Source organism: Frigoribacterium sp. PhB160, assembly GCF_003751785.1.
Classification (GTDB): domain Bacteria; phylum Actinomycetota; class Actinomycetes; order Actinomycetales; family Microbacteriaceae; genus Frigoribacterium.
In genome coordinates this window covers 656,498-670,428 of the sequence record NZ_RKIE01000002.1, presented here as the reverse complement: position 1 = coordinate 670,428, position 13,931 = coordinate 656,498, and the positions used below count along the sequence as shown (strand labels likewise).

The 13,931-nt window shown below is 72.6% G+C and carries 18 protein-coding genes and 2 tRNA genes; 10 read left to right on the top strand and 10 right to left on the bottom strand.

All coding sequences use genetic code 11. The annotated features are described in order from the left end of the window. Positions 1-7 precede the first annotated feature (7 nt). Positions 8-1,012 carry a mechanosensitive ion channel family protein gene (locus tag EDF38_RS12145; RefSeq protein ID WP_233572418.1) on the top strand — a complete coding sequence of 335 codons (1,005 nt, stop codon included), beginning with the start codon at positions 8-10 and terminating at the stop codon, positions 1,010-1,012. Positions 1,013-1,248: 236 nt separating this feature from the next. Next, positions 1,249-1,617 carry a globin gene (locus EDF38_RS12140; protein WP_370275634.1) on the top strand — a complete coding sequence of 123 codons (369 nt, stop codon included), beginning with the start codon at positions 1,249-1,251 and terminating at the stop codon, positions 1,615-1,617. Here EDF38_RS12140 and EDF38_RS12135 read toward each other — a convergent pair. Beyond that, a complete protein-coding gene (locus EDF38_RS12135; RefSeq protein ID WP_123355631.1) occupies positions 1,614-2,285 on the bottom strand; it encodes a hypothetical protein in 672 nt (223 codons plus the stop codon). The two genes, EDF38_RS12140 and EDF38_RS12135, sit on opposite strands and share 4 nt — an antisense overlap. Before the next feature lie 21 nt (positions 2,286-2,306). Here EDF38_RS12135 and EDF38_RS12130 point away from each other — a divergent pair, with 21 nt between their 5' ends. After that, entirely contained in the window at positions 2,307-3,179 is an 873-nt protein-coding gene (locus tag EDF38_RS12130; RefSeq protein WP_123355630.1) for an acyl-CoA thioesterase II, read from the top strand. A gap of 13 nt (positions 3,180-3,192) precedes the next feature. Here the strand turns inward: EDF38_RS12130 and EDF38_RS12125 are convergent, their stop codons facing one another. The 6 genes from EDF38_RS12125 to msrA all read right to left on the bottom strand — a co-directional run bounded on the left by EDF38_RS12125 (position 3,193) and on the right by msrA (position 7,484). Continuing rightward, the gene (locus EDF38_RS12125) at positions 3,193-3,666 is read right to left on the bottom strand and encodes a thioesterase family protein (RefSeq protein ID WP_123355629.1); all 474 of its coding nucleotides are present in this window, start codon (positions 3,664-3,666) and stop codon (positions 3,193-3,195) included. A 1-nt stretch (position 3,667) separates the two neighbouring features. Then, positions 3,668-5,353, bottom strand: a complete 1,686-nt coding sequence (ettA, locus tag EDF38_RS12120; protein WP_123355628.1) for an energy-dependent translational throttle protein EttA — start codon at positions 5,351-5,353, stop codon at positions 3,668-3,670. A gap of 39 nt (positions 5,354-5,392) precedes the next feature. Further along, positions 5,393-5,869: a hypothetical protein gene (locus EDF38_RS12115; protein WP_233572417.1), complete on the bottom strand. Its 477-nt coding sequence runs from the start codon at positions 5,867-5,869 to the stop codon at positions 5,393-5,395. A 68-nt stretch (positions 5,870-5,937) separates the two neighbouring features. Further along, positions 5,938-6,558 carry a single-stranded DNA-binding protein gene (ssb, locus tag EDF38_RS12110; RefSeq protein ID WP_123355627.1) on the bottom strand — a complete coding sequence of 207 codons (621 nt, stop codon included), beginning with the start codon at positions 6,556-6,558 and terminating at the stop codon, positions 5,938-5,940. A 97-nt stretch (positions 6,559-6,655) separates the two neighbouring features. Continuing rightward, entirely contained in the window at positions 6,656-6,901 is a 246-nt protein-coding gene (locus EDF38_RS12105) for a methyltransferase (RefSeq protein WP_233572416.1), read from the bottom strand. A 55-nt stretch (positions 6,902-6,956) separates the two neighbouring features. Then, the gene (gene msrA, locus EDF38_RS12100; protein ID WP_123355626.1) at positions 6,957-7,484 is read right to left on the bottom strand and encodes a peptide-methionine (S)-S-oxide reductase MsrA; all 528 of its coding nucleotides are present in this window, start codon (positions 7,482-7,484) and stop codon (positions 6,957-6,959) included. A gap of 117 nt (positions 7,485-7,601) precedes the next feature. Between msrA and EDF38_RS12095 the strand changes: the two genes are divergently transcribed. The 3 genes from EDF38_RS12095 (at position 7,602) to EDF38_RS12085 (ending at position 10,045) form a co-directional block, all read left to right on the top strand. Next, on the top strand, positions 7,602-8,621 hold the full coding sequence (locus EDF38_RS12095) for an aldo/keto reductase (RefSeq protein WP_123356052.1): 1,020 nt from the start codon (positions 7,602-7,604) through the stop codon (positions 8,619-8,621). Positions 8,622-8,749: 128 nt separating this feature from the next. Next, entirely contained in the window at positions 8,750-9,070 is a 321-nt protein-coding gene (locus EDF38_RS16250) for a hypothetical protein (RefSeq protein WP_233572415.1), read from the top strand. Between the two features lie 111 nt (positions 9,071-9,181). Then, positions 9,182-10,045 carry a hypothetical protein gene (locus EDF38_RS12085; protein WP_148061493.1) on the top strand — a complete coding sequence of 288 codons (864 nt, stop codon included), beginning with the start codon at positions 9,182-9,184 and terminating at the stop codon, positions 10,043-10,045. 67 nt (positions 10,046-10,112) lie between these two features. Here the strand turns inward: EDF38_RS12085 and EDF38_RS12080 are convergent. The 3 genes from EDF38_RS12080 to EDF38_RS12070 all read right to left on the bottom strand — a co-directional run bounded on the left by EDF38_RS12080 (position 10,113) and on the right by EDF38_RS12070 (position 10,866). Next, positions 10,113-10,185 (bottom strand) — tRNA-Arg (locus EDF38_RS12080). Positions 10,186-10,234: 49 nt separating this feature from the next. Beyond that, a complete protein-coding gene (locus tag EDF38_RS12075; protein WP_123355624.1) occupies positions 10,235-10,495 on the bottom strand; it encodes a thioredoxin in 261 nt (86 codons plus the stop codon). A gap of 86 nt (positions 10,496-10,581) precedes the next feature. Next, positions 10,582-10,866: an oligoribonuclease gene (locus tag EDF38_RS12070; protein WP_123355623.1), complete on the bottom strand. Its 285-nt coding sequence runs from the start codon at positions 10,864-10,866 to the stop codon at positions 10,582-10,584. 128 nt (positions 10,867-10,994) lie between these two features. Between EDF38_RS12070 and EDF38_RS12065 the strand changes: the two genes are divergently transcribed. The 4 genes from EDF38_RS12065 to EDF38_RS12050 all read left to right on the top strand — a co-directional run bounded on the left by EDF38_RS12065 (position 10,995) and on the right by EDF38_RS12050 (position 13,516). Beyond that, positions 10,995-11,450: a MarR family winged helix-turn-helix transcriptional regulator gene (locus EDF38_RS12065; protein ID WP_123356048.1), complete on the top strand. Its 456-nt coding sequence runs from the start codon at positions 10,995-10,997 to the stop codon at positions 11,448-11,450. A gap of 74 nt (positions 11,451-11,524) precedes the next feature. Then, entirely contained in the window at positions 11,525-12,730 is a 1,206-nt protein-coding gene (locus tag EDF38_RS12060) for an MFS transporter (protein WP_123355622.1), read from the top strand. 52 nt (positions 12,731-12,782) lie between these two features. Further along, positions 12,783-13,403, top strand: coding sequence for an oligoribonuclease (gene orn / locus EDF38_RS12055; protein WP_123355621.1), 621 nt, complete (start codon positions 12,783-12,785; stop codon positions 13,401-13,403). A gap of 40 nt (positions 13,404-13,443) precedes the next feature. Continuing rightward, positions 13,444-13,516, top strand: a tRNA-His gene (locus EDF38_RS12050). The last annotated feature ends 415 nt before the right edge of the window (positions 13,517-13,931 follow it).

The following is a 13,931-nucleotide window of genomic DNA, read 5'->3' as shown; positions in this document are numbered from 1 at the left end:
GTCGGCGATGAACTCGCTCCTCGCCGCCGCCACCGTGCCCGCCCCCTCCGACTTCGACTGGGACGCCTTCTGGGCGATGTGGGGTGTCCCGATCCGCATCGTCGCCATCCTGGTCGTCGCGGTGCTCGTCCGCGTCGCCCTGCACTTCATGATCCGCCGGGTGGTCGACCAGGTCGTCAACGGCATCAAGCGCAAGCAGAACGTCGACGACACGCAGGCGCTCGTCGCCTCGCCGCTCGCGGCCGTCCGCGTCGTGCAGCGCACCCGCACGCTCGGCAGCGTCCTCAACAACCTGGTCACCGTCGTCATCTCGGCGGTCGCCCTCGTGCTCGTGCTCGGCGAGCTCGACTTCGACGTCGTCGCCATCGTCGGCGCGGCGAGCGTCGTCGGCGCCGGCCTCGCCTTCGGCGCGCAGAACATCGTGAAGGACCTGCTCAACGGCATCTTCATGGTCGCGGAGGACCAGCTCGGCGTCGGCGACGTCGTCGACGTCGGACCCGCGACCGGCGTCGTCGAGGCCGTGGGCATCAGGGTCACCCAGATCCGCGACGTGAACGGCGTGCTCTGGTTCGTCCGCAACGGCGAGATCCTGCGCGTCGGCAACATGTCGCAGGGCTGGGCCCGCGTCGTCATCGACCTCGCCGTGCCCTACGCGACCGACGTCGACGCGGTACAGGCCCGCATGCTGGCCACCGCGCAGGAGATGGCGGCGACGCCGAAGTGGGCCCGCACGGTCATCGATCAGCCCGAGGTCTGGGGGCTGCAGTCGATCGCGGAGGAGCACGTCGTGATCCGCATCGTCATGAAGACCCGCACGGCCGAGCGCGACGACGTCGACCGCGAGCTCCGCGCACGGCTGAAGGCCGCCACCGACGAGATGGGCATCACGCTGCCGTCGCTGACCAGCGTCGTGCTCACCGGCTTCGACGGCGCGGGCTCGGTGGGCGGCGCCCGCCCCCCGCGCACCGTGCCCACGCCGCACCAGCAGGCACCGAGGGGACGCCGACGATGACCGATCTGCCCCTGCCGCCCCGCGCCTCCGGGCTGCCGGTCGGGCCGCCGTCGCCCCGCTCCTCCGGGCTGCCGGTGGGGCCGCCGTCGCCCGCCGACCCGGCCGCCGTGCCGGGCGCGCCCGCCGACCCCGCCGTCGCCCTCGCGGCCGAGTCGGGGCCCGCCGTGACGGCGCAGCCGGCGACCCTCCGCCGCGGCCCGGGCGGAGACGCCGTCCAGGGCGTCTTCTGGCAGCAGATCGGCGGCCGCCCGACGTTCGAGAGGCTCGTCCGCCGGTTCTACGAGGGCGTGCAGACCGACGACGTGCTCTGGCCGATGTACCCGGAGCACGACCTCGAGGGCGCGATCCAGCGCCTCACCGGCTTCCTCGAGCAGTACTGGGGCGGGCCGACGACCTACAGCGACGAGCGCGGCCACCCGCGCCTGCGGATGCGGCACATGCCGTTCACCGTGACGCCGGAGGCGCGCGACCGGTGGCTGCACCACATGCGCACCGCGGTCGACGAGCTGCGGCTGTCGCCGCTCGACGACGCGACCCTCTGGGGCTACCTCGACCGCGCGGCCCACGCCATGGTCAACGCGATGCCGCCGGTGGGCGACCGCTAGAGCAGGCCGCCGCGGCGCTTCACGAGCACGTGACCGCGGCTCGTCGTGAGCCGGGTCCACGGGCCGGTCTCGAGGATCGAGACGGGCTCGTCCTCCGCGAGGAAGCCCAGGCTGAGCGCCGCGAAGGCCGCGCCCGCCGGCACGTGCGGGGCCCCGTCGACCGGGCGCGACCACACCTGCGACCGCACGCGGTGCACCACCGCCTCGCCCGCGTCGGTGGGGACGGTCGCGGCCACCTCGTCGATGCCGGCGGAGGCGGCGGACCGGAGCTGCGCCTCCTCCGCTCCCGGCAGCGGCGACCAGCCGCCCCGGGGCGGCGAGATGGCGGCCCAGGTCACCGTGTTCACCTCGATCGGCAGCGTGGCGGTGACCGGCGCGGTGGGGTCGACGACGTCGTTCTGGAGGCGCACGAGGCGCTCGGTCAGGCTGCGCACCGGGACGACGGCGTCGAAGACGGGCGCGTCGTCGAGCTGGAACGTCCGCAGGCCGAGCACCGTGGGGCTCTCGTCGAGCAGGCCCGACGGGTACAGCACGGCGACGTAGACGGCGAGCACGCCGGAGCCGGCGATGAGGCGTACCGAGCCGTCCTCGACGCGTGCGGCGCGGCCGAGATAGGTCGCGAGATCGCTGAGGGACAGGGAGTCGGGGAGGGTGAATGTACGGCTCATCAGCGCCCTAAACTACATCGGATGACCGCCGATCCCCTGCAGAGCCTGCTCGCCACCCTCGACCTCGCGCCCGCCGGCAACGTGGGCGGACAGGACGTCTTCACGGGCACGTCGCAGGACGACCCGCTCGGCCGGGTCTTCGGCGGCCAGGTCATGGCGCAGTCGCTCGTCGCGGCCCAGCGCACGATCGGCACCGAGCGTCCCGTGCACTCGCTGCACGCGTACTTCCTCCGCCCGGGCGACCTGTCGATCCCCATCACGTTCACCGTCGACCGCATCCACGACGGCCGGTCGTTCGCCACCCGCCGCACGCAGGCCTCGCAGGACGGCGTGCCGATCCTGTCGATGATCGCCTCGTTCCAGACGCCCGACGACGGCCTCGACCACCAGGTCGACATGCCCGAGGGGCTGCCCGAGCCCGAGTCGGTGCCGAGCGACCGCGACCTGCTGTCGACAGTCGACCACCCGATCGCGCAGTCGTGGGCGAACGACCGCCCCTTCGACATGCGCCACGTGCCCTCGCCGGTCTACTTCGTCGTCGAGGGGGCCCGCGTCCCGCACCAGGCCGTCTGGCTCAAGGCGACCGGGCCGATGCCCGACGACGCCGACCTGCACCGCGCCGCCCTGCTCTACGCCAGCGACTACTCGATCCTCGAGTCGGTCTACCGCCGCCACGGCGTGCCGATGGTGACGCCCGGCCTCAAGGCCGCGAGCCTCGACCACGCGATGTGGTGGCACCGTCCGGCCCGCGCCGACGAGTGGCTGCTCTACGTGCAGGAGTCGCCGAACGCGGTCGGGGGCCGCGGCCTCGCACTCGGCCGTCTCTACGACCGGTCGGGCGTGCTCGTCGCGAGCGTCGCCCAGGAGGGGATGGTGCGGGTCCCCCGCCGCTGATCCCCGGGCCGACTCACCGTCGTCGGAACGACAGGGGTTCTCCGACGTAGGGCGCCCACGCCGCGCGCTCGACGTCGGAGATGCGCCGCGGCGCCCCGGTCGACGAGTCGACCAGCACGATCGTCGTCGCCGCCTTGGTGAAGAGCTGCGCGGGGACCGTGCCGACGGGCGACCAGACCTCGTAGCAGACCTCGAGGCTGGCGCCGCCGAGCCGGCCGACCCAGACCTGCACGTCGAGGGGCGCCCGCAGGTACGGGATCGGCGCGAGGTACTCGAGCTCTTGCCGGGCGATGAGCGTCATCGTGTCGGACTCGGGCCTGCCGTCGAGCACGGCCGCGCCCGACGTGGGCGCCACCGAGGCGTCGGGCGACCAGAACGCGTCGATGCGCGCCTCCTCGAGGAGGCGCAGCATCGACGCGTTGTTCACGTGCCGGTACCCGTCGAGGTCGCTCCAGCGGACCCGCGTCGGGACGTGCAGCCGCGTCACGTCAGTCGCGCGTCAGCTTGCGGTACGTCGCCGAGCTGGGCTTGGCGGCGTCGGCCCCGAGGCGCTCGACCTTGTTCTCTTCGTACGACTCGAAGTTGCCCTCGAACCAGTACCAGTTGGGGGTGCCGTCGTCGTTCAGGCCCTCCCAGGAGAGGATGTGCGTGGCGATCCGGTCGAGGAACCACCGGTCGTGGGTGATGACCACGGCGCAGCCGGGGAACTCGAGCAGCGCGTTCTCGAGGCTGCCGAGGGTCTCGACGTCGAGGTCGTTGGTGGGCTCGTCGAGGAGGAGGAGGTTGCCGCCCTGCTTGAGGGTCAGCGCCAGGTTCAGGCGGTTGCGCTCACCACCGGAGAGCACGCCGGCCTTCTTCTGCTGGTCGGGGCCCTTGAAGCCGAACTGCGAGACGTAGGCCCGCGAGGGGATCTCCGTCTTGCCGACCTGGATGTAGTCGTGCCCCTCGGAGACGACCTCCCACAGGTTCTTGTTCGGGTCGATGCCGCCGCGGCTCTGGTCGACGTACGAGATGTCGACCGTCTCGCCGACGCGGAGCTCGCCGCCGTCGAGCGGCTCGAGGCCGACGATGGTCTTGAACAGCGTCGTCTTGCCGACGCCGTTCGGGCCGATGACGCCGACGATGCCGTTGCGGGGCAGCGTGAAGGTGAGGTCGTCGATGAGGACGCGCTCGCCGAACTGCTTGTGCAGCTTGTTCGCGTCGATGACCTGCGAGCCGAGGCGCGGCCCCACGGGGATCACGATCTCCTCGAAGTCGAGGACCCTCGTGCGCTCGGCCTCGGTCGCCATCTCCTCGTAGCGGGCAAGGCGGGCCTTCGACTTGGCCTGACGCCCCTTGGCGTTGCTGCGCACCCACTCGAGCTCGGAGGCGAGGCGCTTCGCGAGCTTCGCGTCCTTCTTGCCCTGCACCTGGAGGCGCTCGCCCTTCTTCTGCAGGTAGGTCGAGTAGTTGCCCTCGTACGGGTAGAGGCGACCGCGGTCGACCTCGGCGATCCACTCGGCGACGTGGTCGAGGAAGTACCGGTCGTGGGTCACGGCGAGCACGGCGCCGGGGTACTTGCTGAGGTGCTGCTCGAGCCAGAGCACGCTCTCGGCGTCGAGGTGGTTGGTGGGCTCGTCGAGGAGCAGCAGGTCGGGCTTCTGCAGCAGGAGCTTGCAGAGGGCCACGCGGCGCTTCTCACCGCCGGAGAGGTTCGCGACGTCGGCGTCGCCGGGGGGCGTGCGGAGCGCGGACATCGCCTGCTCGAGCTGCGAGTCGAGGTCCCACGCGTCGGCGGCGTCGATGTCCTCCTGCAGGGTGCCCATCTCGGCGAGCAGCGCGTCGAAGTCGGCGTCGGGCTCGGCCATCGCGGCGGAGACCTCGTTGAAGCGGTCGAGCTTCTGCTTGATCGGGCCGACGCCCTCCTGCACGTTCTCGAGGACGGTCTTCGTCTCGTCGAGCTCGGGCTCCTGCATGAGGATGCCGACCGTGTAGCCGGGCGAGAGCTTCGCCTCGCCGTTGCTCGGGGTGTCGAGCCCCGCCATGATCTTGAGGATCGTCGACTTGCCGGCGCCGTTGGGCCCGACCACGCCGATCTTCGCTCCCGGGATGAAGGACATCGTGACGTCGTCGAGGATCAGCTTGTCGCCGACCGCCTTGCGGGCACGGACCATGGAGTAGATGTATTCGGCCATGGGGTCGAGTCTATCCGTGGGGGGCCGCGCCCCCGCCCCTCACCAGTCGATGGTGCGCGTGGTGCCGACGAGGCACGTGCCGCTGCCGAGCACCGGTGCCGACTGGCTCGAGTAGCCCGCCGCCCCGGCCTGGCCGATGAGGCAGTCGTCGCCCCGCAGCACCGAGAACTGCACGGAGTCGGCGGCGTGGCCGCGCGAGGTCGTGTCGCTCGTCACCTGCATCGCGGTCTTGTCGAAGCCGGCCGCGACGAGCGCGTCGACGATCGTGCGGCCGTCGCGGGCCCCGTCGCCGTCGACCACCTGGCGGGCCACCGAGTCGAAGTAGGCGTACGCCTCCTCCGTCGTGGAGTCGGGCCCGAGGGTCGGGGCCGCCGTCGGGCCGGCCTCGGCCGCCGACGAGGTCGGGGCGGGGGCCGGGGCCTCGGAGGTGCAGCCCGCGAGACCGGCCGCCGCGAGGACGACGGTCGCGACGCGGAGGGCGACCGGGCGGAGGGCGACGATTCGCGTCGTGGTCACGGGGCACCTTCCTCGGGCGGACGACCCGGGCGGGCCGAGACGATCCTACGGGACGGCGGACCGGCCGCTCAGAACGGCGGACCGCCTACGGAGGCGCGCTCGGCAGCGGTCGGCGCGGCTCCCCCGGCACCGCCGTCCGCGGCCCCGTGCGGGTCGGCGAGGGCCTCCGACGGGTCGGCCACGCCCGAGCCGTCGCCCTCGTCGGGCCCGGGCCCCTCGCCGGGCGACAGCGGCGCGGCCCAGCCCGGGCCGGCCTCGGCCGAGGCGGGTGCCTGCGGGGCGGAGGCGTCTCCGGCGGGCTGCACCGCGCCTCCGGACGGGGCCGCGACCGCGGTGCTGGTGCGGAGGTAGGTCGAGCGCCCCCAGCGGAGGTCGTGCCCGACGGTGTCGGCGTCGACCTCGACGGTCGTGCCCGACTTGTCGCCGGACTCCCACGAACGGACGCGGAGGCGCCCCGTCACGACCACGCGGTCGCCCTTGCTCACGCAGGCCGCCACGTTCGCCGCGAGCACGCGGAACGCCGTGATCGTGTACCAGTTGGTGTCGCCGTCGACCCACTCGTCCTTCGAGCGGTCGTAGCGGCGCGGGGTGGAGGCGAGCCGGAAGCTCGCGATGTCGAGCCCGGCGGTCGTCGTGACGGTGCGGGGGTCGGTGGCGGCGATGCCGATGAGGGTGATGGTGTCGTTCATGCCGGGAGTCTGGCGAGGCGGCGCCGGTGCGCGGGACGGCCCCGCGCCTCCGGGTGGAGGACACGGGGCCGTCGACGTCCGGGGAGGGACGACCTGCTCAGTGCTCGCGGAAGTCGGGGTACTCGGCCCCCGGGCCGAGGGCGGCGAACAGCGCGCTCTTGGCCACCGACAGCGTGGGGTACTCGCCGCTGAACTCGTCGCGTCCGGCCAGCCTCACGGCGAAGCCGCCGGCGGTGCGGTGGACGGTGCCGACGGCACCGGCGGGGCCGACCGCCAGCCACGACTGGCCGGTCAGCTCGGGGGCGGCGGAGCCCGCCCGGTCTCGGGTCATGTGGTCGCTCATCGTCGAGCACCTCTCTCCTCTTCGGGGGCCCCGCCGCGGTCGCGACGGGGACGACTCAGGACGCCGCCGCCCACCGGGCGAACGAGCGTCGGACCTTGGCGACCTCGGGCGAGACGACCGCCGCGCAGTAGCCCTGGCCCGGGTTCTTCGCCGCGAAGTCCTGGTCGGCCTCGTCGGCGGGGTGCCAGGGGCCGAGCGGCTCGAGGGTCGTGACCACCTCGCCCTCCCAGGTCGCGGACGCGCGGGCGACGGCCCGGGCGAAGTCGGCCCGCTGCTCGTCGTCGGCGGGGAACAGGGCGGAGCGGTACTGGGTGCCGACGTCGGCGCCCTGCCGGTCGAGCTGCCGCGGGTCGTGGACGGCGAAGTAGACGTCGAGGACGACGTCGGACGGCACGACCTCGGGGTCGAACGTCACCCTCACCGCCTCGGCGTGGCCCGTCGCGCCCGTGGCGACCGACGCGGAGGTCGGGTGCGGGTCGTCGCCGCCGACGTAGCCCGACTCGACGTGCGTGACCCCGTCGAGCGACCGGAAGACCGCGTCGAGGCACCAGAAGCAGCCGCCGGCGAGCACGAACGTGGTCATGTCCCGGGACGGTACTCCCCGGTCGTGCCCGACCGTGCCGCGCAGGCTGGGAGGCTGCCGTGCAGTCGGGGTGCGGCGGCGGTCAGCGGACCGTGGGCGAGCCCTAGGGTGGGCACCATGAGATCCCCCTTCACCCCCTACGTCGCCGACGACGCACGGTACTCGAAGCTCGACTACGTCCGCACCGGCCGCAGCGGCCTCAAGCTCCCGCGGATCTCGCTCGGCCTCTGGAACAACTTCGGCACCGACCGGGCCCTCGAGACGCAGCGCGACATCGTCCTCCGCGCCTTCGACCGCGGCGTCACGCACTTCGACCTCGCCAACAACTACGGCCCGCCCTACGGCTCGGCGGAGGAGCAGTTCGGCCGCATCGTCGCCGCGAACCTCGCGCCGTACCGCGACGAGCTCGTCGTGTCGTCGAAGGCCGGCTACGACATGCGCCCCGGACCCTACGGCGACGGCGGCTCGCGCAAGTACCTGCTCAACTCCCTCGAGGCGAGCCTCGACCGCATGGGCCTCGACTACGTCGACGTCTTCTACTCGCACCGCCCGGACCCCGAGACGCCGATCGAGGAGACGATGGGCGCCCTCGCCACCGCCGTGCACCAGGGCAAGGCGCTCTACGCCGGCATCTCGAACTACGGCCCCGAGCAGACCCAGGCCGCCATCGACGCCCTCGCCGACGAGGGCGTGCCGCTGCTCATCCACCAGCCGCGCTACAACATGTTCGACCGCGCGCCCGAGCGCGGCCTCTTCGAGACGCTCCTCGACAACGGGGTCGGCTCGATCGTCTTCTCGCCGCTCGCCGGGGGCCTGCTCACCGGCCGCTACCTGTCGGGCAAGGCCCCGGCGGGCTCTCGCGCGGCCGAGGGCCGCTGGTTCACCGAGGACGCCCTCAGCGAGACCTACCTCGAGCGCGTCCGAGGACTGAACGGCATCGCGGAGGCGCGGGGCCAGTCGCTCGCCCAGCTCGCCCTCACCTGGGTGCTGCGGCAGCCGGCCGTGACGAGCGCCCTCATCGGCGCGTCGTCGGTCGCGCAGCTCGACGACAGCCTCGACGCGCTGCACGGCGCGGAGCTGTCGGACGACGAGCTGGCGGCGATCGAGCCCCTGGCCGTCGACGGCACGGGGCGCTGACGCCCCGGTCCTGACCCGTCGTCGGCCCGGCCGACGACGCTCCTGGGGTCGTCCTCCGATGTCGGTGGTCGCCCGTAGCGTCCGAGGTGTTCTCGACAGCATCGGCCGGATGACCTCAGGAGCACCTCATGACCAGCACCGTCCTCTCCCCAGCGCCCGTCCGCGGCCTCTCGAGCCTCGGCTCCCCCGTCGCGGTCCTCCCCGACCCGGTCGACCACGGCGCACCTCTCCGCGAGGCACGCGGCGGCCTGCGCATCGTCCAGGTCCGTGACGACCTGGCCCGCGTCACCAGGGCGAACGGCGAGGTGCTCGGCTACGTCGAGCGGCACGACGACCCCCAGGGCGACCGGTTCCGGGCCAAGCGGTTCATCGCTCGGCAGCGCCGCTTCGTCGAGATCGGCGACTTCTGGAGCCGCGGCGACGCCACGGACTGCTTCCGGTTCGCGTGATCAGCGGGGCGGCGTGACGGCGGAGCTCGCAGTTCGCGGGCGCCGCGACGTCCGGCAGCACGCCCGCCGGGTGCGGATCCAACCTTCGACCTCGGCTGTAGTGTTCGCGCCATGCAGTGGTGGAACAGGGTCATGGACTGGATCTCGTCCGACGAGGGGTGGCGGATCGTCTCCGGCGCCGTCGTGCCGTTCGCGGCGATCGTCGTCGCCGGCGTCGTCGCGGCCCTGATCGGTCGCGCGGCCCTCCGCCGGGTCGTCCGCCTGCACGACGACGAGGCCCGCTCGGCCGCCGTCGCCGGCATCGTCTCCGCCGCTCGCAAGGCGTCGGTCTGGAGCTCGCTCGGCGCGGAGGAACGCACCTACGTCGATCACCTCGCCCACGAGAGCTCGGTGCGGCTGCGGCTGCTGCCGATCGCCGGGTCGGGGCTCGCCGCGAACTGGGCCGAGCACGAGCTCGCCGACATCAAGCGCGACAGCGTCAGCTTCAGCTTCCAGGCCGAGCAGTCGCTCGCCGACTTCCGCGACCGACTGATCGACTGGCAGCACCGACCGTCGAAGGCGAAGAAGCTCTTCAAGACCGACCTCGAACGCTGGAGGCACGAGGAGGCCGAGACGGCGTCGACGCCGAACGAACGCCCGCGCGACTGGACGGCCCCGACGGAGCCCGCGACGCCGCGTGCCGCGCCGGAGCGGCCCGCTCCTGCTCCGATGTCGCACGACGCGTTCCGACCTGCGGAGTCCGCGCCGGCCGTCCGACTGGCCGACCCGGCCCCGGTGTCGCCGGCCGCGCCGAGCGCCGCGCCCTCGACGACCGTCGACGACCGTCCGACCGACCCGCGTGAGGCGCGGGCCCTGCCCGTGACGAGCGCCCGACCGTCCGCCGACGACGGCTCGGACGACGACCAGACCTACGGCCAGCCGGTCAGCGCGCACCAGGTGCGTCGCCGCACGAGCCCGGACGCCCGCGACGACTGAGCGGTGCCCTCGGCAGGAATCGAACCTGCGACCAAGAGATGAGAAGCACCACGTGGATCGTCGTCGGTGCCCTCGGCAGGAATCGAACCTGCGACCAAGAGATTAGAAGGCTCCTGCTCTATCCGCTGAGCTACGAGGGCGTCCCGCAACGATAGCGTGCGGCCCTCGCGTCGCGGGGAGCCTCCGCCGTCAGACGGCGAGCGCCAGGGCTCCGAGGAGCTGGTCGAGGCGAGGCACGCCGGCCGAGCGGAACACCGCGTCCCCGTCCGGCCCGACGACCACGATCGTCGGGGTGCTGGTGACGCCGCGGGCCTCGGCGGGCCCGGGCTGGAGGGCGACGTCGGCCACGACCACGTCGAGACCCGGCAGCAGCGCCTCGGCCTCGGCCACGACGGCGCGGGCCGCGTGGCAGGGTCCGCAGAAGGCGGACGTGTACAGCTCGAGCTTCATGCCCTAGGACAACGAGGAGGCGCGGGTGGATGTTCCCCCGCGCCTCCTCGTGGCCGGCTCACCCGCGGGCGAGCCGTCGTCCGGCCTCAGGTGTCGAGGTCGTCGTTGCGGTCCTCCGGGTCGTCGACCGGGTCGCTGTCCTTGACGTCGAGCGAGTAGTGCACCTGCAGCTGCTCGCCGTTCATCTTCGCCTCGCCGGCGGTGTAGACGAAGCCCGTCTCGATGCCCTCGATGAGGACGTAGTCGACGATCTCCTCGTCGTACGACCCGTTCGTGCTGACACGGGTGTCGGTGCGGCCGTCGCTCGGGCCGCCCTCGAAGAAGACGACGTACTCGGATCCCTCGGCCACGGTGGGCTTGCTGTCTGTCATGGGGCCGTTCTACCAGGCGGCGCGCATCCCGCGTCCAGGATCGACCCGCCCACCGTCCCGCCCGGGCGTGCATCCGCACGGGCGTGATGCATAGCCAAGCTATATAGCTGAGCTATATGATGGCCACCATGACTTCTTCGCCGACGGACATCCTCGATTCCCTCCTGTCGTCGACCCATCGCCTGACGCGGATCGCCGCGCAGGAGACCGGCCGCACCACCTCCCCCGCCGTCTGGCGCACGCTGTCGATCCTGACGACCGACGGCAGCCTGCGCATCGGCGAGCTCGCCCGGGCGAGCCGCGTCAGCCAGCCGACCATGACGCGCCTCGTCCAGAACCTCGCTGAGGACGAACTCGTCTACCGCATCGCGGACGTCGACGACTCGCGCGCCTGGCTGATCGCGGTGACGGAGAAGGGCACGGCGGCTCTGCTCGAGTGGCGCGGCCAGCTCGCGGACGCCCTCGGCCATCTCTTCGACGACCTCGACGAGGGCGAGTGGGCGGCCCTCGACCACGCGGCTCAGCTGCTCGCCGCCCGCGTCGGCACCGAGTCGCGCCTCGACGCCGAGGCGGTGACGGCGTGAGCGCCGCGGCACGCCCGGGCGCGGCCGGAGATCCCGGGGCGGGCGGCAGCGCCGGGACGACCCGCAAGCCCCGCATGCTCGAGCAGCCGACGGCCGTCTGGGCCATCGCCTTCGCCTGCGTCGTCGCCTTCATGGGCATCGGCCTCGTCGATCCGATCCTGCCCGCCATCGCCGAGTCGCTGAAGGCGAGCCCGACCCAGACCGAGCTGCTGTTCACGAGCTACCTGGCCGTCACCGGCGTCGCCATGTTCTTCACGAGCTGGGTCTCGAGCCGGCTCGGCGCCAAGAAGACGTTGCTCATCGGCCTCGCCCTCATCGTCGTCTTCGCCCTCCTCGCGGCGACCAGCGGCGACGTGTGGTCGGTCATCGGCTTCCGTGCCGGATGGGGCCTCGGCAACGCCCTCTTCATCTCGACCGCCCTCGCGACGATCGTGGGCGCCGCCTCCGGGGGCACCGCCTCCGCGATCATCCTGTACGAGGCGGCGCTCGGGCTCGGCATCGCGATCGGACCGCTGATCGGCGGGCTGCTCGGCTCGGTCAGCTGGCGCGGGCCGTTCTTCGGGGTGACGACGCTCATGGCGATCGCGTTCGTCGCCATCGTGCTCTTCCTCAAGGGGGGCGCGACCGAGAAGCCGACGCCGACGCCGCTCTCGGCGCCGTTCCGCGCCCTGGCCGTGCCGGCCCTCGGCACCCTCGCGGCGACGGCCCTCTTCTACAACATCGGCTTCTTCGTCCTGCTGGCGTACACGCCGTACCCGTTGGGCTTCGGCGCGATGGGCATCGGGCTCACCTTCTTCGGCTGGGGGCTCGGCCTCGCGATCACGTCGGTGTGGGTGGCCCCGCTGCTCACCGCGCGCCTCAAGCGCACCACCGTGCTGCGGATCGCGCTGCCGTTGCTCGCCCTCGACCTGCTCGCCGCGGCTCTCGTCGTCGGCACGCCCGCCGCGCTCGTCGCGTGCGTCGTCGTCGGCGGCCTCGTGCTCGGCGTGCTCAACACCGTCCTCACCGAGTGCGTCATGGAGGCGACGGACCTGCCGCGCTCGGTCGCCTCGAGCGCGTACTCCGCGGTGCGCTTCATCGGCGGCGCCGTGGCCCCGCCCGCGGCGACGCTGCTCGCCGACCTCATCTCGCCGAGCGCCGCGTACGTGTTCGCCGCTGCCAGCGTCACGGTCGGCCTGCTGGTGGTCGTCCTCGGCCGCCGGGCCCTGCGGCGCGTCGACGACGGCCCCGAGGGCGCGCGCGTCGAGGCCGAGGCGATCTCGGCCGGCGAGGTCGCGTAGGCGACCGGTCCGCTCGACCGGCAGTGTCGGCGGGCCGGTCTAGAGTGGCGACATGGCTTCAACCAACGACCGTCTGGTCTGGATCGACTGCGAGATGACCGGGCTCGACATCGCCGTCGACGAACTCGTCGAGGTGGCGGTCGTCATCACCGACTTCGACCTGAAGCCGGTGCACCCGGGCTTCAGCATCGTCATCAACCCCGACCGGTCGGCGCTCGACAACATGGGCGAGTTCGTGACCGAGATGCACACGTCGTCGGGCCTGCTCGACGAGATCCCGAACGGGGTCAGCCTCGCCGAGGCCGAGTACGAGGTGCTCGAGTACATCCTGAAGTTCGTGCCGACCGAGCAGCACGCCCCTCTCGCCGGCAACACGATCGGCACCGACCGGGCCTTCCTCGCGAAGTACATGCCGCGGGTCGACGGCCACCTGCACTACCGCAGCGTCGACGTGTCGTCGATCAAGGAACTCGCCCGCCGTTGGTTCCCCCGCGTCTACTTCAACGCCCCGCAGAAGAACGGCGGGCACCGCGCCCTCGCCGACATCCTCGAGTCGATCCGCGAGCTCGAGTACTACCGACGGGCGGGCTTCGTCGCCGACCCGGGTCCGACCACCGACGACGTCCAGGCGATCTCGAAGGCCGTCGTGGACGAATGGGCCTCGCGGCTGTAGTAGAGTCTTCTCGTTGCGATCGCTCTGGCGGTCGCACATGGTGGGTATAGCTCAGCTGGTAGAGCGCCTGGTTGTGGTCTAGGAGGCCGCGGGTTCAAGCCCCGTTACTCACCCTGATGAAGTTCCTCCCCTCACGGGGAGGAGCTTTCGTCGTTCCCGGACACCGGCGACGAGTCGCGCGAGGACGGGTCGTGCGCGAGGGGCGTCGGACGCTGGGCCCGCGGGGCCGTGCGACGCCTGCGTGGCCGCGAGCACGGCGCATCCACCGCGCCTCCTGCCGCCTGACCCCCGACCGTCCCAGCCCGTGCGCCCACGCCTGCGCCCTTCCGACACGGTCGAGGGCGGGTCTTCGTGGCCGAGGGCGGGTCGGGACGGGCCCGCCCTCGGGCACGAAGACCCGCCCTCGCGCACGGAGACCCGCCCTCGGCGAGGAGGCGGAGGCGGGCGTGTGCGAGGCTGACCGGGTGGACGACGACGCGACCCCGAGCCCGACACCGCCCGCCGCGGGCATCGACCCGGGCTCGCTGA

Excerpts from the sequence above, each read along its gene's own strand:
- ssb (WP_123355627.1), bottom strand. The coding sequence starts at position 6,558 with ATGAACGACACCATCACCCTCATCGGCATCGCCGCCACCGACCCCCGC.
- EDF38_RS12135 (WP_123355631.1), bottom strand. The coding sequence starts at position 2,285 with ATGAGCCGTACATTCACCCTCCCCGACTCCCTGTCCCTCAGCGATCTC.
- EDF38_RS12105 (WP_233572416.1), bottom strand. The coding sequence starts at position 6,901 with ATGAGCGACCACATGACCCGAGACCGGGCGGGCTCCGCCGCCCCCGAG.
- EDF38_RS12095 (WP_123356052.1), top strand. The coding sequence starts at position 7,602 with ATGAGATCCCCCTTCACCCCCTACGTCGCCGACGACGCACGGTACTCG.
- msrA (WP_123355626.1), bottom strand. The coding sequence starts at position 7,484 with ATGACCACGTTCGTGCTCGCCGGCGGCTGCTTCTGGTGCCTCGACGCG.
- EDF38_RS12065 (WP_123356048.1), top strand. The coding sequence starts at position 10,995 with ATGACTTCTTCGCCGACGGACATCCTCGATTCCCTCCTGTCGTCGACC.
- EDF38_RS12085 (WP_148061493.1), top strand. The coding sequence starts at position 9,182 with ATGCAGTGGTGGAACAGGGTCATGGACTGGATCTCGTCCGACGAGGGG.
- EDF38_RS12075 (WP_123355624.1), bottom strand. The coding sequence starts at position 10,495 with ATGAAGCTCGAGCTGTACACGTCCGCCTTCTGCGGACCCTGCCACGCG.
- EDF38_RS12060 (WP_123355622.1), top strand. The coding sequence starts at position 11,525 with ATGCTCGAGCAGCCGACGGCCGTCTGGGCCATCGCCTTCGCCTGCGTC.
- EDF38_RS12130 (WP_123355630.1), top strand. The coding sequence starts at position 2,307 with ATGACCGCCGATCCCCTGCAGAGCCTGCTCGCCACCCTCGACCTCGCG.
- EDF38_RS12070 (WP_123355623.1), bottom strand. The coding sequence starts at position 10,866 with ATGACAGACAGCAAGCCCACCGTGGCCGAGGGATCCGAGTACGTCGTC.
- ettA (WP_123355628.1), bottom strand. The coding sequence starts at position 5,353 with ATGGCCGAATACATCTACTCCATGGTCCGTGCCCGCAAGGCGGTCGGC.
- EDF38_RS16250 (WP_233572415.1), top strand. The coding sequence starts at position 8,750 with ATGACCAGCACCGTCCTCTCCCCAGCGCCCGTCCGCGGCCTCTCGAGC.
- EDF38_RS12145 (WP_233572418.1), top strand. The coding sequence starts at position 8 with ATGAACTCGCTCCTCGCCGCCGCCACCGTGCCCGCCCCCTCCGACTTC.
- orn (WP_123355621.1), top strand. The coding sequence starts at position 12,783 with ATGGCTTCAACCAACGACCGTCTGGTCTGGATCGACTGCGAGATGACC.